The following is a 17,952-nucleotide window of genomic DNA, read 5'->3' as shown; positions in this document are numbered from 1 at the left end:
ATATTCATGTCGCATATGCATGTAGCAGGGAAGGGCTACTCTAGATGGACAGTCCATCCCAGAACAAATCGACAATATCTCTGGCGAGCTTGTCAGCTGGGGTTCCTTTGGCGATTTCGCGGATTCCGAGCATCAGTACAGCTGAAAAAGCATGTGCGGTCAGCAGTGGATCGATCTTGCGTATTTCTCCCGATTCCATCGAGTTCGTTAAATGTTCAGCGAGACAATAATGAATGCTTTCTTCTTTGCTTGTTATTTCGTCTAGCTGTTCTTGACTGAGGGAAGAGCGAGCTTCCCGCATAATCGTCTCAAAGTCACCGTGAGACCGAGCGAGCTTAACTTCGGACACTTGTATTAGACGTTCCCGAAGCGGTAACTGCTGATCTAATAATTGTTCAGTGGCGGCTCTTGCGCGTTCTAGAACTGCTGAGACGGAGGCGGTAAACAATTGTGGCTTTCCATCAAAGTAATAATAGATCGAGGCTTTGGTTATGCCACAGGCTTTAGCGATCTGTTGCAGGGACACGGCTTCATAGCCCAACTCCATGAATAGTCTGGAGGCGGTGAACAACACAGTTTCATAAACAGGTATCTCCTGCTCTTTCCGCTTGGGCCGGCCCGGTGTTCGAGGTGTAGTTGGTTTCATTGAGAGACCCTCTTTTCTTAAATTATAAAAATAACAATTGATTAATTAACCGAACGGTATATATAATTACTATATGGTATGTGATCAATGTTACAGACACATAGTGTTTAAGTTTTTTAAAAGGCTTATGCTTTTGATTCTGACAGCCAACCATCATTTTTTCAAGTCCAAGTTAAGCAAAGAGAAGGAGGATTATTACGATGAAGGAACAAACTGGATACGGCCGATGGGTGGCCGGCCCGAAGACCAAATGGGTAACGGTGATTGTATGGATTGCGCTCGTCATCGTTCTCAATCTCATCTGGCCTATGGTGAACGAAAAAGAAAAGAATAATGCACCAAACTTGCCGGACAGCAGTATGTCCGTACAGGCCGATGCTGTAGTTGCTCGTGAATTTCCAAGCGGCGAAGGAATTCCAGCTCTAGTAGTCTGGCAGAGAACCGAGGGGATGACTGATGAGGATTTAGGCCATATTCAGGAACTATTCGCGAAGCTTGATGAGCAGCCGGTAGCTCATCAAGTGGGGCTCGTCCCGTTTGATAAGATGCCTCTTCCTGCGCTGAAAGCCCAATTATCCGAGGATGGAAGCTCTATTGTTACTCCTGTGTTTTTTGATAAAACAGCCGGAGCGGAACAACTGGAAGAAGGAATTACGGCAATGCAAGCTCAGGTCAAAGAGATCTTTGGTGTTGATCCGTTCTCGGCTGACTTGAATAACACCGAGCTTGTTGCGCGTGTAACCGGTCCGGCTGGTATATCCGTCGATGCAACGGGATTGTTCAAAAATGCAGACGTTTCTCTGTTAATCGCTACGGTTCTTCTTGTGCTCGTTATTTTATTACTTATTTACCGTTCTCCAGTTCTTGCACTCATCCCGCTGGTTGCGGTTGGTTTCGCTTATGGAGTAATCAGTCCTGTGCTCGGCTTTATGGCCGACAAAGAATGGATTACGGTGGATGGTCAGGCCATCTCCATCATGACAGTGCTGTTGTTCGGAGCGGGAACAGACTATTGCCTGTTTATCATCTCCCGTTTCCGTCACGATCTTCGTGAAGAGAAGAGTAAGACGAAAGCTTTATTTAAAGCTATTACGCAGTCATCTGGTGCTATCGCCATGAGCGGAATTACCGTGGTCATTGCGATGCTTGCATTACTGTTCGCACAGTATGGTGCATACCACCGTTTTGCGGTACCTTTCAGTTTTTCGATTCTAATTATGTTCATTGCAAGCCTTACGCTCGTACCAGCATTGCTTGCTATTTTTGGCCGGGTTTCCTTCTATCCATTTGTGCCACGTACACCTGAGATGGAAGAGGAACGCGCCCGAATCAAAGGAAAGAAAGCGAAGATCCACAAAGAGAAAAAGGACGGCTGGATTGGACGGATGGTTACAGGCAAGCCGTGGATGGTCGTTCTGATCGGACTCGTTGTGCTGGGAGGGCTAGCTGCCTTTGCAACGCAGGTTAAATTTACGTATGACATTATGTCGTCCTTCCCGAAAGATATGGCTTCCCGTCAAGGCTTTGACATCATCGGCAAGCAGTTCTCACCGGGCCAATTGGCACCTGTGAAAGTGATAGTGGATACGGAAGGTAAGAATGTAGAGCAGTTGAAGGATGACTTAAGTGCTCTACCTTATATCAATAAAATTGGAGATCCGGTACAGGGTTCAGAAAATCCGAATATTACGGCCTATGAACTAGAGTTCACGATGAATCCTTACGAACTGGAGGCGATGGATCATATCCCTGATCTGCGTGCCACCACGGAGAAGGCGCTTGTGAATGCAGGCATTTCATCACCAGAGTCTAAGGTGTGGATTTCCGGTCAAACGGCCACTCAATATGACACAGAGCAGATTGGAGAACGTGACACCATTATCATAATTCCGATTGTAATCGGGATGATCACCTTGCTGCTACTGCTGTATTTACGCTCAGTTGTTGCTACCATCTACTTGGTGCTTACGGTTATCTTGTCTTACTTCTCAGCACTTGGTCTTGGCTGGATCGTTCTCCATTATGGCATGGGGGCTGAAGCGATCCAAGGAGCCATTCCGCTGTATTCGTTCGTATTCCTGGTTGCGCTCGGTGAGGATTACAACATCTTTATGATCTCAAGCATTTGGAAGAAGAGCCGGATCATGCCGCTTAAACAGGCTATCCGTGAAGGTGTGCATGAGACGGGGCCAGTCATTACGTCCGCAGGACTAATTCTGGCAGGTACTTTTGCGGTGCTGGCTACGCTGCCTATTCAAGTTCTTGTACAGTTTGGTGTCATTACGGCCATCGGTGTCTTGCTGGATACCTTTGTTGTACGACCATTCCTCGTGCCAGCGATTACGACGCTGCTTGGTAAAGCTGCTTTTTGGCCGGGTAAAGCTCCAGCTGAAGTGGATGATGCAAGTGCTGTTCAAGATCGTGGCAGAGTAAATTTATCCTAGTTACACTTATTTTACTTATTCTGTGATTGGAAGACATGATGGTCGCTTAGAAAGTCGGCAAGCTACGCGAAATGATCACATTTTCTGTAACAAATCATTCATTTTCGTTGCATATTTTCACAACAACCTCTTATAATGATGAAGAATCTTCACTAAGGGAGCCATGATGAATTGAACAAATCCGTACTGAACCGAACGGTTTCAGAATTGCTTCGTCGGTCGGGTAGTGAAGTCACGGTGAAGTTCCAGTCCTATTTTCCAGGGGGCCGTTTAATCGGCGGGAAATATGTGATGAATACACACAGCGTGACCATGTATACCGAAGTCATTAAGCAACAATGTTTGCAGTTATTTGGGTCTCTTGATCTTGTGAATGAGTATTTTGCGGTGGTGTTCGCTCACGAGCTTGGGCATGCGGCGGATACAAATCTGCCAAAGCTGTGTGATGAACTAGATTCCTGTGCAGATGACGCGAAACGGAAAGAGATCGCGCTGCAAATCGAGGAAAACGCTTGGAATAACGCCATGTCGTGGATCATGGATATTGATCCTGCAATGATCAGCATTATTGTAGACCAGTCTCTGGAAGCGTACCGTGAAGAACTAGCGCCGGTAACTGCTTAAGGGGTAAGACGTTCAATTACTTGAAGAGAGCGAAAGCTCTCTTTTTTTGTTGGGTGAATTTCGTTAAAAAAGCAGGCCCAATAGCAGATGGATAGTCCGAACTTGAGCCTGTTTATTGATCGTTGTTAGGTGTTAAAATCCAGTTTTTTCAGCGGTTCGATGGCAGGCCCCTCAAGCACCTCACCGTCATAATTGAATCTCGATCCATGGCAAGGGCAGTCCCATGACCGCTCGCCTTCATTCCATTCGGTCTCACAGCCGAGGTGGGTACAAGTCGTGTCTACGAGATAAAGATTGCCTTTATCATCTTTGTACGCCCCGGCGCGCTGGCCGTTATGGCGGACGACGATGCCTTCACCTGCCTTTAGTTCTTCGATATTTCCATGTGCCATATCGAATTTACCGGAAATAAACTCCTTAGCGACTCCGGCATTTTGTACGACAAAGGTCTTCAGTGCAGGGTCAGCCTGAAACCGACGGGATGGTTCAAACAGATCAGAGTATGGATTGTCCTTGCCCATAATTTGATCCGTAATAATATGTGCTGCCGCGGTTCCATTGGTCATGCCCCATTTCCGGTAGCCAGTTGCCACCAGAATTCGGTCCTGTTTAGACGCAAGGGGGCCGATGTAGGGCAGCTTATCCAATGTAATCAGATCCTGAGCAGACCAGCGGAATGGAATGGTGCGAGCACCGAGCAGCTCACCGGCGTATTTTTCGAGGTTCTCGTAATGGCGATGTGTGCATTCACTTTTACCGGTAGGATGGTTTTCACCGCCAACAATGACCAACTCTTCGCCGTTATAAGAGACGGAGCGCAGCGATCGGGAAGGGTCATCAACATTGATGTACATACCGCCCGGGTATCCTGTTTCTGGTTTCACCGCAATAGCATAGGAGCGCTCCACATGCAGTCTCGTAAAATAAAACCCTTTCCCGTCATAGAACGGGAAATGTGAGGCAGACACCGCGAACTGACAAGAAATACTATGACTACCCCGTTGTGTTTTAATCGTGATGGGTCCTTCGGTTTCCGCTTCTTCCGCGATTGTTGTATTCTCGTAGATGAGGCCACCTAATTGAAGGAACTCTTCAACCATCCGTTTCAAGTAAGCGAGAGGATGGAATCGGTATTGTCCCGGCATTTTAATCGCACCTCGGACCGGTATCGGTAGGGGAATCGACTCCAGCCATTCACCCGGAATGCCGAGCTTCTCATAGGCTTTGAATTCATCCTCCAGCTTCGACCGCATCTCGTCATCCTGCGTGTATATGTACGCATCTTCCTGCTCTAACCCGCAATCTATGTCCCATTCCTTGATTTGCTGCTTAATAAAGTTCTTCGCTTTATCATTGGCATAATAATAGCTCCGCGCCTTCTCCTCGCCAAAATGCTGCATCAGCTCGTAATAGATCATGCCATGCTGAGCGGTTACCTTGGCCGTCGTAAATCCGGTCGTTCCATCCAAGATCTTTCCAGCATCCAGTAGGACAACCTTCTTACCTTTCTTGGCCAGCAAGTAGGCCGTAGTAATGCCAGTAATGCCAGCACCTACTACAGCGACATCTGTTTCTATATCCTCAGCGAGGCGTGGAAAGGAAGGCAGGTTTGTTGTTGCTCTCCAAAGTGACTCTGGGTATTGCGGAAGATTTTGCTGTGTTTGTTTAGGTTGAGTCATTTATTACATTACCTCCTCACAAATAAGGAATTTCGTCCTTTAAGTTCCTATAGCTGTCTCTTAGTATTACCACCTGCCAGAAAAAAGAAACCGATTGGTGATAATGAGGCAAGTACAGCTGGACTGTAAGGGGAATGGAACTATTAATTGTTCAGGAAGATGTTAAAATATTGAATAAGCGTCTATCTTGCACAAGGAGGTTAGCATATGGAATTTAGAAGATTAGGCAAGAGTGGATTAAAGGTAAGTGAGATCAGTCTTGGCAGCTGGTTAACTTATGGGGGTTACGTAGAGCGGGAGAATGCAGTGAAATCCATTCAGACGGCTTACGGCCTGGGCGTTAATTTCTTTGATACAGCGAATGTATATGAACAAGGGGCAGCGGAAGTTGTTGTAGGAGAAACACTGAAGGCATTTCCTCGGGAATCATATGTACTTGCGACAAAAGTATTCGGGAAAATGGGCGATGGCCCTAACGATCAGGGACTTTCCCGCAAACATATCATGGAACAATGTCATGCCAGCTTGAAGCGTCTTGGTACCGATTATGTAGATGTTTATTACTGCCACCGTTTCCATGCAGAGACCCCGATTGAAGAAACACTTCGTGCTCTTGATGACCTCGTTCGTCAAGGTAAAGTGCTGTATGTTGGTGTCAGTATGTGGACGGCGGCTCAGATGGAAGAAGCTTTGGCGGTAGCTGATCGTTACTTGCTGGATCGGATCGTAGTCAACCAACCACTATATAACATGTTTGAACGCAGCATTGAAGATGAGATTATCCCGCTGGGTGAGAAGAAGGGGATTGGTCAAGTTGTCTACTCTCCGCTTGCACAGGGAGTTCTAACGGGTAAATATGCCTCCAAGGAGAATGTGCCTAAGAATAGCCGCGCTTCCAAGCTAGGCTCAGATCGGCTGAAGATCAGTGATGAGCGACTGAAACAAGTACAAGCGCTTGGCGGTATCGCTGATGATCTCGGCATCAGTGTTGGCCAGTTGGCACTTGCTTGGATATTACGTCAGAACAATGTATCCAGTGCTCTTGTCGGTGCGAGCAGACCGGAGCAGGTAGAAGAGAATGTTAAAGCCTCTGGGATCAAGTTGTCTCCTGAAATACTTACAGCGATTGAAGAAATACTACAATAATACACAGACGGATCCGCACACTATGGCGGATCCGTCTTTTTATTTGATATAACCTTCAGAGAATCGTTTTAGAGGCGGAGCCAAGCAGACTTGGTTTCGTCCACTATGCTTTGCTCTATACAATTCCTGGTCAGCTTGTTGAAGTAAGTCACGAGCATCGGCAGCTTGGATTGTATCCGGATGGATTGCAGCACCTACAGATACGGTGATTTTTATTGTGGTTCCGTCTCTCAGTTCAAAAGAATGACGTTCAACTGCGGTTCGAATTTTTTCGGCCAGTGCTAATACTTCAGCCGGGGAGGCATCTGGAACGATAACCGAGAATTCTTCTCCGCCGTTACGTGATACTTCATCCAGGGAACGGGAATGGCCTTTCAGCACCCTGCCGAGCTGCTGCAACACTACGTCTCCTGCTTCATGGCCGAAGGTGTCGTTTATTTTTTTGAAATGATCGATATCGACGGCAAGCACACCGAGTCTTTCATCGAAATGATAAGCTTCCACGAAGCGTTCTGCTAGCAGTTGTTCGAACTGACGTAAGTTGTTCAGACTTGTTAGATGATCGGTCTCCGAGTTCTTTTTCATTTGTAGAAACAGCTTGTTACTTGTGTTGATATGCTCCGTCAGGGTGTAAATGATCAGTGTGCCGAGTACGGAAATGACCAACTGGATCGTGAATAGTTCAAGCAGATCGCCTCTTTGCTTCAAGTTAATGAGCATGGTTAGCAGAATGACAATCATAGCTGTAAAGTTCATGATCAACATCTTGGTTAGTCGCCGGCTTTGATATAAGGAAATGAGTCCGCACAGCATTCCAATGAGGCAAGTTCCTGCGGCCGCACTGACAGAAGAAGAAGTCAGACCAAACAGCAGCATACGTCCAGCTCCGATCAGAACACCTGCAATAAGTGAAGGCAGCCAGCCCATATAACTTGCGATAACAACAATCGCCAAATGCCTTAAATCAGCAAACACCAATGTGTCCACAGGGAAGGAGTAATACATAAGAATGATGCCGTAAATTCCAAAGAGCAGTCCAGCATTTACTTTTAAGATCATGGAAGGGGACTGGACGCCATGAACATATCTTTGAGACAGCAATCCCGAGATATATAAGAAAGTTACGAACATACAGAAGTTAGCAAACAGGATATTTAACATATAGGGAACATTCCATTCCTCTCACACACCGATACCCTTCGGTATCGATTCGATAGGTACGTAAAAAGAATACGTTACTTCCTATTTTATCGGAAAATGGAATTGTATGTCGAAGTTTTACAGCATCTTAACGAAAAATTAATTAGAAGGTATCGCAAACGGCAGACGAACCTCAAATATGGTTCGCTCGGGTGTGCTGCTTACGCTGATCGTTCCACCATGCGCGTCGACAATACTCTTGACGATCGCAAGCCCGAGGCCTGCGCCGCCGGTTTCGTCTGTACGGGAAGCGTCTGCGCGGTAAAACCGCTCAAAAATATGGTCTACAGCCTGAGACGGGATGGGTGGCCCATAGTTTATGATTTGAACAATGGCATGCTTTGCATCATGACTAATCGTCAGATCGACTCTTCCTGCTTCTTTTCCGTGTCGGATGGCATTAGAGAGAAGGTTCTCGAAAGTTCGCATCAGTTTGTCCCCGTCTGCTTGTATCATGATCTTCTCTTGTGCAGGTGCAAATACAACTCGCACATCTTCTTGCCTGGTATGTCCTGCTAGGGAAAAGTCAGCCGCAAGCTGGCCAAGCAGCTCCACGAGATTAATATTTACACGGTTCAGCGGCGAGTAACCCATACGAGTGTAGTCAAAGAGGTCGTTCACCAATCTGCCAAGGCGCAGCGACTTCTCAAAAGCGATATCGGTGTAGTACCGAAGCTCAACCTCGTCTTTATAACGGTCTTCGTTAACGAGTCGTAAATAACCGATGATGGAAGTCAGAGGTGTGCGCAGATCGTGAGATACGTTGCTAATCAGCTCATTCTTAGCTTGGACAGCCATCCGTTCCTCTTCCATAGACAGCTTGAGCTGTTTCGCCATTCGGTTAATGTGATCCGCCATCAATCCGAACTCATCATCAGATTTCACTTTAATTTCTTGATCCAGCTCCCCTTGGGCAAGACGGTTCGTTCCTTCCATCAGCTGATTCATCGTGACGATCGTTCTCCGGCTGAGCAACAGCACAATGACCACGAACAGCAAGATGCCAACGAGTGTGGCGAGAATGGGGAATCCAAACGTATCAGCCAGCACGCGATTGATATAAAATAACATATCAACCCATGGCTCCGACCAATAAACTCGTCCTAGATATCTCACCAAGAGCAGCGTGACGAACAATATAAGAAAGGTCAGTGCTCCGCTAAGAAAGAACAGCGAGATGATTTTCCATTGGAATTTACGCATTGATCTTATACCCGACGCCCCACACGGTCTGAATAAGCTTATAACCGAGTTCCTTTTCAAGTTTGTCCCTTAAATTGCTGATATGAACCATTACCGTATTGTTGGAGACATAATATTTCTCTTTCCACACCTGTTGAAAAATATCCTCCGCGCTGAAGATCCGGCCTGGCTGCCGGGCAAGCAGATATAGAATATCGAATTCTCTGGCCGTGAGAGCCACTTCATGTCCGTTTGCCATCACTTCATGGGTTGAGCGGTTAATTTCGAGCCCGTCCAAATGCAGGCTAACGGGAGCGGATTGTTGGGGCTCGGTATTATACTGTAGTGATCGTCTTAAAAGCGATTTTACACGAGTCGTTAACTCCAGTGGATTGAACGGTTTGATCATATAATCATCGGCACCAGTCATAAGTCCGAGTATCTTGTCCATGTCCTCGCTCTTGGCACTCAGCATTAATATCGGAATGGACGAGGTTTCCCTGATTTTTCGGCAAGCATCCATTCCGTTTAATTTAGGCATCATTACGTCCAAGATGACTAGATTGATAGCTCCTTCTCTTAACTTCAACTGTAGAAGTGCTTCTTCACCATCATGTGCTTGAATAACTTGATACCCCTCGTTCTCTAAGTAGATCGAGATCAGTCCAGCTATTTCTTTATCATCATCTACAACTAATATACTTCGCATGAAATATCCCCCAATATCTAGAACAAATCCAATATGATTTCAATACGTTCATTTTACCCTAAAAAGGATGTTAAGGTATCCCACAACTCACTATGTCTACGGAACCCATAATCCATCAATTTTCGTGTTTCAGTAAATCTTTCGTCAGAATCACTCGCCCCCATGACAACAGAGATCAGGCGGCTTCCACCTCGTTCAGCTGTTCCGGTAAAACAATAACCCGCCTCATAGGTATAACCGGTTTTGAACCCATCGTTACCTCTGTAGGCGTGAGTTTCTCCGGGGAGCATAAGGTTGGTTGTATGATAGGAAATTTGCCTTTGGGGGATGGAAATATTCTTTTGACTGGACACTTTGAGTACATCAGGATAATTTTGCAGAAGCCATCTTGTAAGTTTTGCAGCATCTCGGGCGGTCATCATTGTGTCCGAGAAAGAAGCGGCTTCGGGAAATTCAAGCAGATCTCCTGATGTAAGACCCGATGCATTGGCGTATACCGTTTTAGCAGACAATCCAATATTCTTGGCTTTCGCATTCATTAGCTGAACAAATTCGGTCTCAGATCCGCTTATATGTTCGGCAATCGCAACTGCAGCATCATTTGCAGAGTGGATGATAAGAGAATCGAACAATTGTTTCAGACTGTAGTGTTCGCCTTCATTCATACCAATCTGTGATCCCGGGACCTCTGCAGCATAACGACTGATCGTTACGTTCTCATCCCACGTGTGCTGTTTCGAAGCGACAGCCTCCAGAACAAGGAGCTCAGTCATCATCTTGGACATGCTTGCAGGAGGAAGCGCTTGATCAGCATTATAGGAATAGAGCACATTACCCGTGTCTGCATTAATAAGTACAGCGGCTTGCACCTTCATTTGCGGCGGAATGAACATTTTCATTATGTATATTGAAATGATAATAACACCGAGCGTGAGCATCACGATGGAGAGCGGGGGCTTTTTCCTCCGACCTCTTGTCAGGAACTTCTTCCGAGGCTCAGGTGATTTCTTCGTCTTAATAGGATGAGCTAGCGTTACTTGTTTTGATATGGTTTCCAGCACGAATGATCTCCTCCGATATTGTAATATCATCAGTCTAGCCATTCGAATTAAAGTAATTATTAATCGATTCTTAAGAAATGTTAAAGATTAGTCAGGATTATATTGAGCAGATCGATTGACCTTGAGTAGAATAAGATTTATACTTGATCTAAAAATAAATTAAAAGGGTGAATACCTTGAAATCATTAAATTTAACAACTCAAAGACAGGCGGTTTACGATGTAGTCCGGCACTCAGAGGACCATCCCACGGCGTCAGACATTATGAACCGACTGGTGGAGAAAGGATATAATCTGGCGTACGGTACGGTTTACAACTCGCTTCGCTATCTAACAGACAAGCAACTAATCCGTGAACTGAAGCTTGGTGAAAGTGCGAGCCGCTATGATGCCCGTACCGACGAGCATCAACATATTATGTGTGAAGTTTGCGGTAAGGTGGACGAGGTTATGACGGAGGTTCCTAGTGACTGGACAGATACCGTCGCATCTGAGACGGGATATGCTATTAATCATGCACATGTTGTGTTTGGGGGTGTGTGCCCAGAATGCCAAATCAAACGGAACAAATAATTGAAAGATTAAACAGTGTATATCCAATGAAGGGGCGGCATGTGGGCAGTTCGTATGGACGTCCTGTGCCTGAAGAGCCGGCAGAAGATAAATGTCCTGTGTCTGTCTTCAGGGCAGCGATGATCAGTAGAAATCCGGGCAGGGTTCACGAGCTGGTTCTGACTTTGTCCGAGAATTGCTTTGATGTGATGGTAATGCGGCAGTGGGAATCTCGGCTGCATACCGCGTTGGATACTGGATTGGTCTTAGCGGATATGACAGCTTGCACAGATGTCGAACAGTTTGATACGGAACGGAATCTTTTGATGCCATCCTCAGATCGTATGAGCGTTCCCGTTATGTATTTGGTAAATGAAGAGTTAATGAGCCGGGTAAGCGAAAGCGAAAAGCTTCTGCAGGAGGAACTCATGGTGTGGCCGCCTCGATCTAAGGAAACCATGATGTATCAGATTCATCGTGTTATTCGCCTACATTCTTTAAAGGCGTTGCCTTCTGAAGACATGCCGAAGGGTGCAAAGTATGTATATAAAGATTTGTGTATTGATCGGGACAAGATGACCGTGCAACGGGGTTCTATTCCAATTCATCTAACGAAGACGGAGTACAGCTTGCTCATTCTTCTTCTGGATAGTGAGGGAGCCGTTCGTACACGTGAAGAGCTGATGAGTGAAATCTGGGATACAGATTTTCTTGGAGGCAGCAATGTGGTCGATGTTCATATTAAAAGTTTGCGGAAAAAGCTCAAGGACAATGCGAGCTCACCGCGTTATATTGCAACAGTTAGAGGAGTCGGATACCGCTTGGCGGATTGACTCCTCTTTTTTTCTGTTTTGATGAAACGCTGTTCATCTGATCTTCATTTAAGGATCATCTTCTAATCATGATTAACTGCTAAATCGATGATACAATAAATTTATAAATTTAGATTCAGTCTAAAATCAATTATAGATTAATACATTATTATAAAATACTTTTTTGGAGGTACACATATGAATCAGCGCATGACTACAAACCAAGGGGCTCCAGTAGCCGACAATCAGAATTCCAAGACAGCAGGGCGCCGCGGCCCGGCACTTCTGGAGGATTACCATTTAATTGAGAAGATCGCACACTTTGACCGGGAACGTATTCCGGAGCGCGTCGTTCACGCTCGCGGTGCGGGTGCACATGGCGTTTTCGTTGTTGAGAACAGCATGAAGGCTTATACACGGGCAGCATTCTTACAAGAAGCTGGTCAAGAAACACCAGTGTTTGTTCGTTTTTCGACTGTAATTCACGGGACGGGTTCACCAGAAACGGCTCGTGATCCTAGAGGATTTGCGGTTAAGTTTTACACAGAAGAAGGCAACTACGATATCGTAGGTAACCACCTTCCTGTATTCTTTATCCGCGATGCAATCAAATTCCCTGATATGGTTCACTCCTTGAAGCCATCGCCGGAGACAAATATTCAGGAGCCAGGACGTTACTGGGATTTCATGACCTTATCTCCTGAATCCACACATATGATGACATGGTTGTTCTCGGACCATGGTACGCCAGCGAACTACCGTCAAATGGACGGCTTCAGCGTACACTCCTTTAAGTGGGTAAATGCAGAGGGGAAAGTCACTTACATTAAATATAAGTGGGAATCTCTGCAGGGTGTAAAAACGCTGACTACAGATGAGGTTCGAGAAGTTCAGGGTAACGACTTTAACCATGCTACACGTGATTTGCGTGACAATATTGCGGAAGGAAACTTCCCGAAATGGCGCTTGGTCGTTCAGATGATGTCTCCAGACGAGATGGATGACTTGTCCTTTGATCCACTGGATCCAACAAAGACTTGGCCGGAAGATCGTTTTCCATTCGTAACTGTTGGCACAATGACACTGAACCGCAACCCACAGAACTTCTTTGCCGAAGTTGAGCAGGCTGCTTTTTCACCAAGTGCTCTAGTTCCAGGTATTGAGCCATCAGAGGATAAATTGCTGCAAGGAAGATTGTTCTCTTACCCAGATACTCAGCGTCATCGTCTCGGGGCGAACTACTTACAAATTCCGATTAACTGTCCTTATGCACCAGTCCGGAATCATCAGCGTGACGGGCTTATGAACGTGAATCAGGACCCATCTCCGGTGAACTATGAGCCGAACAGTTATACAAACGGGCCGGTTGAAGATCCTTCGTTCCGTGAAAGTGAAGCTCCTTTGACTGGCTATGTAACACGCCAGAAAATTGAGAAGACAGATGACTTCTCGCAAGCGGGTGAGCTGTATCGTTCCTTTACAGCAGAGCAGAAAGATCGTTTGTTAAGTAATTTAGTATCTGACCTGAGTCAGGTGAAACAGGATATCCAGATGCGTGCATTGTGTAACTTCTTCCGAGCAGATACTGAGCTTGGCGGTCGTCTTGCGGCTGGTCTTGGTGTGGATGTAAGTGCGTTTATGCCAGGTGGAGCACAGATGTAACTCGTAAAGCTCCTGGTTGCTTAGCCAGTAGAGTTGGGCTGAACCAATGCTGGCAGGTAACTAGTTCATAATATATAGAAGCGGAGCTGTCCCAGTGGATTTTCTACTAAGGGACGGCTTCTTCATTTATTTTCATAAAAAAAAGGTGGAGGGCAGGCCTACGTGGTCTTGTCTTGCACCTTTTTTGTTTTTTGAGATGGGGATGCACAAAGTAGCGGAGGAGACGAAGCGTTTCTGGAAAAGCGGCAGCGGTCGCCTAAAAGCTTTCCAAGGAAAGCTCACTTCGGAAGCATATAAATTCCGATTTCTACTATTGACTAAACCTGTTCAGGAAATTTGGGGGCAACAGCGATTGGAGGAATGATTCGTATCCGTAGCGTCTCAGAGAAAGCGAATTGAGATGCAAGGAGAATAAAGTCGAATAGATTCAACTGTAAATAAGACCAAAGTGGCTTTATATATAACGGCAGGGCAAGTATACTGTATTAAATAACAAAACAGAGCAGTATCTGGGAAGATACGAACGGAGGCGATAGAATGGCTCAACATATGAAGGGGAAGGTTATTGCATTAGCTGGCCCCCGCAAGGCAACGGACATGGCTAAACTGGTCGAAAAAATGGGCGGAACACCGTTGCTGCGGCCAGCGCAAGGCACCGTGTTTTTGGATGATGAGACGCTTAAAGAGTCCATCAGAGCATGGGTGAACGAGCCCCCAGCCTGGAATGTGTTTACCACGGGGATTGGCTTGGAAGCGATACTCGAGACAGCTGAACAGATGGGAATGCTGGACAAGCTGCTTGAAATTTTGGAGCATACATCGATCGCGGCAAGAGGTTATAAGACAGCAAACTCTTTGAAAAAGCGCGGGCTTATACCTGTTGTGAGAGACGACGATGGTAGTACGGATGGTTTAATTCGTTCCTTTGAACCCCATGATTTAAGAGGCAAACGTGTCATGCTTCAGCTTCATGGCGAATCAGCGCCGAAGCTTGTAAATTGGCTCCATGAAAGAGGAGCGGAGGTCATCACCATCCTTCCGTATAAGCATATTGCGCCAGCAGAGCAGGATTTGGAGTTACTGTTGCAAGAGATTATTCAGGGGGAAGTTGATGCGGTAGCATTCACCAGTGCGCCACAGTTCCGGTTTCTATCTGAATTTGCTCGTAGCCAAGGCAAGCTCGATGAACTGATCCAAGCTTTCAAGGGCAATGTGATTGCTGCAGCTGTTGGTAAAGTGACAGCTCAAGGTCTTCGTGAAGAGGGAGTCGAAGCCAAAGTCGTGCCGGAAGAAGAACGGATGGGCGCAATGATGGTTGAACTGGGAAGATATTTTGCACACACAGCGATTTCTTCCTGATCGTTATGATTATGTTAGGTGAATAACGGGGAAATTGATAATACTGCCAAAATCATTATGACTTTAAGCATGTATAATCAAATTGTGCCATAAATATCGTGGTACAGTGGCTTAATAAAGCAAGGAGGATTCAATATATGGATAGAAAAAAAGCACTTTTACTGGGGAGCTACACGCACCCTAAATTTCACCCATTGCAAGGGATTGATACACAAGTCTCTCATTTACTGAACGAGATGTTTACGGTGCAATGTACCGAAAATCATAAAATGCTGAAAGAAAGCAATCTGTATCCGTACGATCTTTGTATTGCCTACAGTGATTTGTGGGATGAGAAGGTATCACCACAGCAAACAGCAGGTCTACTCTCTTACGTAAGCGGAGGAGGCGGATTGTTAGTTCTGCATAACGGTATCACACTTGCGAATCGGTATGAGCTGGCTCAGTTAATCGGAGGCCGATTTGACGGTCACCCACCTATACAAAAGCTGTCTTTTACACCTGCCGCACCAGCACATGCTATTATGCAAGGCATTGAACCATTTGAAATTGAAGAAGAAGCCTATCGCTTCGTATTTGATCCGTTTACGGATAAAACCGTACTTCTTCAATATGAACATGAAGGTCAATTCTGGCCGGCAGCTTGGTGCCATAAGTATGGAATCGGAAGAGTTGTCTTCTTGATGCCGGGCCACCATGAGCCTACATTCCTGCAGCCTCAAGTGAGATCGATGATCGTACAGGCTGCAAAATGGGCGTCTCGTTTTCCAGGGTAAGACCACACAAATGGACTTTTCTGGTTAATGTAAGCTATGTCGTTTTTTTCTTGCATGTATTCAGGTTATAATGTACATAGACAAGAATCGGGAGGGAAAAGCCATGAGTGATCTTTTTAAAAAAGCAATCTCGTTAGGATTGGGCCTTACCGTAGTCAGCAAGGAAAAAGTAGAAAAAGTCGTGGATGATTTGGTGAAGCGGGGAGAACTCGCTCCGAGTGAATCCAAGGCGCTTGTGGGTCGTCTTATTGAGCGCGGCGAAGAAGAGCAGACTCAGATCAAAACGCTTATTTATGATCAAGTAAAACGTGTTCTATCGGAACTGAATGTCCCTTCAGAGAACGATGTCGCTGCCCTGGAACAACGCATTGCAGCTCTGGAGTTGCGGGTTCAAGAGCTGGAAGGGCAGCGGTCCGAATAAATGGCTGTTCGCATCAGGCATGCCGGAAGGTACCGGGAAATCGCCATGGCGCTTATGCGTCATGGCTTTGGCTATATGGTGGAGGAGATGGGTCTGTTTCATATTCTCTCGCTCCCGGTTCGATGGATATCTGAAGAGGAGCCAGAGAGCATTTCGCTCGGGGAGAGAATAAGAAGAGTGCTCGAAGATTTGGGCCCAGCCTTCGTTAAATTCGGTCAATTGGCCAGTACCCGTTCGGATTTGCTTCCTGATCACATTATCCAGGAATTGGTGAAGTTACAGGAGCGTGTACCGCCGTTCTCTTCCGAGAGCGCGCGAGCGTTAATTGAACAGGAATGGGGTGTACCCATTGAGCAGGTGCTTCGTTCATTTGAGGATCAGCCACTGGCTGCAGCTTCAATCGGTCAGGTGCATGCCGGGGTTTTAAAGAGTGGAGAGACCGTTGCGATTAAGGTTCAGCGTCCTGGCGTTGAGAGAATGATTGGCAGGGACCTTGAAATTCTGAAAGATATGGTTTCTTTAGCTGAGCGGCATTGGGATTGGGTGAAGCAATACAGGGTAGATCGGATCGTGGATGAATTTGCCCGTGCGGTTTTAACCGAGATGGATTACAGTCATGAGGCTCGGAATGCAGAGAAGATCGCAGCTCAATTTATCGACAGCAATGATATTGAGATCCCTTCTATATACTGGGACTATACAAGCTCTCGTGTATTAATGATGGAATACGTGGAGGGTATCACGCTTAGCCGAGGTAAGGAACTGAAAGACAAGAATTATGACTTGAAAGCAGTTGCCGAACATTTAATTGAGGGCATGCTGCATCAAATATTTATAGAAGGCTTTTTTCATGCGGACCCTCATCCCGGCAATTTGCTGGTGAAGAAAGATGGAAAGCTGGTTTTCTTGGATTTTGGTCTTGTCGGTCAACTGAGTGAGGATATGAGGGATCATCTGTCTGGACTTATTATCTCACTTATGCGGAGAAGTACGGAGGGCATGATTCGCTACATAATGCGTATGGGGCTTGTACCGGAAGAGTGTGATCTCGAACTTCTGAGATCCGATATCGAGCGTCTCCGGAATGAATATTTGGATATGCCTTTTGAACAAGTGAAGGTAGGTAAAGCGCTTAGTGATCTGTTTGGGGTAGCTCAGCGTCACCAGATTGCTCTGCCTTCTGATCTAACTCTTCTTGGGAAGGCACTGTTGACACTTGAAGGTGTTATGGAGCAACTGGATCCAAAGATCAGCATCGTGGATGTAGCGGAACCTTTCGGACGGAAATTGCTTAAGGAAAGATACAATTCCCGTCGTATTGGACGAAAGGTGTTTGATAGTGTGACGAGTCTTGTAGAAGGTTTGCTTGATCTGCCAAGCCAGGCCAGACAGTTGTCGGCAATCGTTAGCAAAGGCAAGGTGAAGGTGGAGATGAGCGTTCCTGAACTGCAGTCACTGATGCGAAAGATGGACCAGATCAGCAATCGTCTGTCATTCAGCATTGTACTCTTGGCGTTTAGCATCATCATGGTTGGCTTGATTATTGGCTCATCCTTAAGCCGCCAGCCGACCATGTTATGGGATTTTCCGGCGATTGAGATCGGTTTTATTGTTGCCTTGCTGATGGTCGTGTGGCTATTATATTCTATTTTTAAATCGGGAAGGTTCTAGCGCAGCAGG

The 17,952-nt window shown here is 46.1% G+C and carries 17 protein-coding genes; 11 read left to right on the top strand and 6 right to left on the bottom strand.

The window, feature by feature from the left end; translation table 11 throughout:
• Nucleotides 1–40: 40 nt before the first annotated feature.
• Nucleotides 41–646, bottom strand: coding sequence for a TetR/AcrR family transcriptional regulator (locus tag ACFQV5_RS07110; RefSeq protein ID WP_379245075.1), 606 nt, complete (start codon nt 644–646; stop codon nt 41–43).
• 200 nt (nt 647–846) lie between these two features.
• On the opposite strand from ACFQV5_RS07110, the gene ACFQV5_RS07105 reads away from it, so the two are divergent.
• Together ACFQV5_RS07105 and ACFQV5_RS07100 are read left to right on the top strand one after the other, a co-directional pair.
• A complete protein-coding gene (locus ACFQV5_RS07105; protein ID WP_379245073.1) occupies nt 847–3,090 on the top strand; it encodes an MMPL family transporter in 2,244 nt (747 codons plus the stop codon).
• Between the two features lie 171 nt (nt 3,091–3,261).
• Nucleotides 3,262–3,714 carry a hypothetical protein gene (locus ACFQV5_RS07100; protein WP_379245071.1) on the top strand — a complete coding sequence of 151 codons (453 nt, stop codon included), beginning with the start codon at nt 3,262–3,264 and terminating at the stop codon, nt 3,712–3,714.
• A gap of 125 nt (nt 3,715–3,839) precedes the next feature.
• On the opposite strand, the gene ACFQV5_RS07095 is transcribed toward ACFQV5_RS07100, so the two are convergent.
• Nucleotides 3,840–5,393: an FAD-dependent oxidoreductase gene (locus ACFQV5_RS07095; RefSeq protein WP_379245069.1), complete on the bottom strand. Its 1,554-nt coding sequence runs from the start codon at nt 5,391–5,393 to the stop codon at nt 3,840–3,842.
• Nucleotides 5,394–5,600: 207 nt separating this feature from the next.
• Here ACFQV5_RS07095 and ACFQV5_RS07090 point away from each other — a divergent pair, with 207 nt between their 5' ends.
• The gene (locus tag ACFQV5_RS07090; RefSeq protein WP_379245067.1) at nt 5,601–6,539 is read left to right on the top strand and encodes an aldo/keto reductase family protein; all 939 of its coding nucleotides are present in this window, start codon (nt 5,601–5,603) and stop codon (nt 6,537–6,539) included.
• Nucleotides 6,540–6,578: 39 nt separating this feature from the next.
• On the opposite strand, the gene ACFQV5_RS07085 is transcribed toward ACFQV5_RS07090, so the two are convergent.
• The 4 genes from ACFQV5_RS07085 to ACFQV5_RS07070 form a co-directional block, all read right to left on the bottom strand.
• Entirely contained in the window at nt 6,579–7,598 is a 1,020-nt protein-coding gene (locus ACFQV5_RS07085) for a GGDEF domain-containing protein (RefSeq protein ID WP_379245065.1), read from the bottom strand.
• Between the two features lie 240 nt (nt 7,599–7,838).
• Nucleotides 7,839–8,942, bottom strand: coding sequence for a sensor histidine kinase (locus ACFQV5_RS07080; protein WP_379245063.1), 1,104 nt, complete (start codon nt 8,940–8,942; stop codon nt 7,839–7,841).
• The gene (locus tag ACFQV5_RS07075; RefSeq protein WP_379245061.1) at nt 8,935–9,630 is read right to left on the bottom strand and encodes a response regulator transcription factor; all 696 of its coding nucleotides are present in this window, start codon (nt 9,628–9,630) and stop codon (nt 8,935–8,937) included. Before ACFQV5_RS07075 ends, ACFQV5_RS07080 begins: the two co-directional genes overlap by 8 nt.
• Nucleotides 9,631–9,683: 53 nt before the next feature.
• Nucleotides 9,684–10,691, bottom strand: a complete 1,008-nt coding sequence (locus tag ACFQV5_RS07070) for a D-alanyl-D-alanine carboxypeptidase family protein (protein WP_379245059.1) — start codon at nt 10,689–10,691, stop codon at nt 9,684–9,686.
• A gap of 176 nt (nt 10,692–10,867) precedes the next feature.
• Between ACFQV5_RS07070 and ACFQV5_RS07065 the strand changes: the two genes are divergently transcribed.
• From ACFQV5_RS07065 to ACFQV5_RS07030, 8 genes are all read left to right on the top strand, one after another.
• Nucleotides 10,868–11,263 carry a Fur family transcriptional regulator gene (locus ACFQV5_RS07065; protein ID WP_379245057.1) on the top strand — a complete coding sequence of 132 codons (396 nt, stop codon included), beginning with the start codon at nt 10,868–10,870 and terminating at the stop codon, nt 11,261–11,263.
• On the top strand, nt 11,239–12,075 hold the full coding sequence (locus ACFQV5_RS07060; protein WP_379245055.1) for a winged helix family transcriptional regulator: 837 nt from the start codon (nt 11,239–11,241) through the stop codon (nt 12,073–12,075). The genes ACFQV5_RS07065 and ACFQV5_RS07060 overlap by 25 nt, the downstream gene beginning before the upstream one ends.
• Nucleotides 12,076–12,252: 177 nt before the next feature.
• Complete coding sequence (locus ACFQV5_RS07055) at nt 12,253–13,716, top strand: catalase (protein ID WP_379245053.1); 1,464 nt, start codon at nt 12,253–12,255, stop codon at nt 13,714–13,716.
• A gap of 184 nt (nt 13,717–13,900) precedes the next feature.
• Complete coding sequence (locus ACFQV5_RS07050) at nt 13,901–14,080, top strand: hypothetical protein (RefSeq protein ID WP_379245051.1); 180 nt, start codon at nt 13,901–13,903, stop codon at nt 14,078–14,080.
• 173 nt (nt 14,081–14,253) lie between these two features.
• Nucleotides 14,254–15,075, top strand: a complete 822-nt coding sequence (locus ACFQV5_RS07045) for a uroporphyrinogen-III synthase (protein WP_379245049.1) — start codon at nt 14,254–14,256, stop codon at nt 15,073–15,075.
• 137 nt (nt 15,076–15,212) lie between these two features.
• Nucleotides 15,213–15,851 carry a ThuA domain-containing protein gene (locus ACFQV5_RS07040; RefSeq protein ID WP_379245047.1) on the top strand — a complete coding sequence of 213 codons (639 nt, stop codon included), beginning with the start codon at nt 15,213–15,215 and terminating at the stop codon, nt 15,849–15,851.
• A 103-nt stretch (nt 15,852–15,954) separates the two neighbouring features.
• Nucleotides 15,955–16,272, top strand: a complete 318-nt coding sequence (locus tag ACFQV5_RS07035) for a phasin family protein (protein ID WP_379245045.1) — start codon at nt 15,955–15,957, stop codon at nt 16,270–16,272.
• Entirely contained in the window at nt 16,273–17,943 is a 1,671-nt protein-coding gene (locus ACFQV5_RS07030; RefSeq protein ID WP_379245043.1) for an ABC1 kinase family protein, read from the top strand.
• Nucleotides 17,944–17,952 lie beyond the last annotated feature (9 nt).

This window comes from Paenibacillus sp. GCM10028914, assembly GCF_042666275.1.
Taxonomy (GTDB): Bacteria; Bacillota; Bacilli; order Paenibacillales; family Paenibacillaceae; genus Paenibacillus_AQ.
Note: the sequence above shows the minus strand (reverse complement) of the source record. Positions and strands in the feature narration are given on the sequence as shown.

Excerpts from the sequence above, each read along its gene's own strand:
- ACFQV5_RS07090 (WP_379245067.1), top strand. The coding sequence starts at position 5,601 with ATGGAATTTAGAAGATTAGGCAAGAGTGGATTAAAGGTAAGTGAGATC.
- ACFQV5_RS07030 (WP_379245043.1), top strand. The coding sequence starts at position 16,273 with ATGGCTGTTCGCATCAGGCATGCCGGAAGGTACCGGGAAATCGCCATG.
- ACFQV5_RS07095 (WP_379245069.1), bottom strand. The coding sequence starts at position 5,393 with ATGACTCAACCTAAACAAACACAGCAAAATCTTCCGCAATACCCAGAG.
- ACFQV5_RS07035 (WP_379245045.1), top strand. The coding sequence starts at position 15,955 with ATGAGTGATCTTTTTAAAAAAGCAATCTCGTTAGGATTGGGCCTTACC.
- ACFQV5_RS07110 (WP_379245075.1), bottom strand. The coding sequence starts at position 646 with ATGAAACCAACTACACCTCGAACACCGGGCCGGCCCAAGCGGAAAGAG.
- ACFQV5_RS07060 (WP_379245055.1), top strand. The coding sequence starts at position 11,239 with ATGCCAAATCAAACGGAACAAATAATTGAAAGATTAAACAGTGTATAT.
- ACFQV5_RS07105 (WP_379245073.1), top strand. The coding sequence starts at position 847 with ATGAAGGAACAAACTGGATACGGCCGATGGGTGGCCGGCCCGAAGACC.
- ACFQV5_RS07055 (WP_379245053.1), top strand. The coding sequence starts at position 12,253 with ATGAATCAGCGCATGACTACAAACCAAGGGGCTCCAGTAGCCGACAAT.
- ACFQV5_RS07040 (WP_379245047.1), top strand. The coding sequence starts at position 15,213 with ATGGATAGAAAAAAAGCACTTTTACTGGGGAGCTACACGCACCCTAAA.
- ACFQV5_RS07045 (WP_379245049.1), top strand. The coding sequence starts at position 14,254 with ATGGCTCAACATATGAAGGGGAAGGTTATTGCATTAGCTGGCCCCCGC.
- ACFQV5_RS07075 (WP_379245061.1), bottom strand. The coding sequence starts at position 9,630 with ATGCGAAGTATATTAGTTGTAGATGATGATAAAGAAATAGCTGGACTG.
- ACFQV5_RS07080 (WP_379245063.1), bottom strand. The coding sequence starts at position 8,942 with ATGCGTAAATTCCAATGGAAAATCATCTCGCTGTTCTTTCTTAGCGGA.
- ACFQV5_RS07085 (WP_379245065.1), bottom strand. The coding sequence starts at position 7,598 with ATGATCTTAAAAGTAAATGCTGGACTGCTCTTTGGAATTTACGGCATC.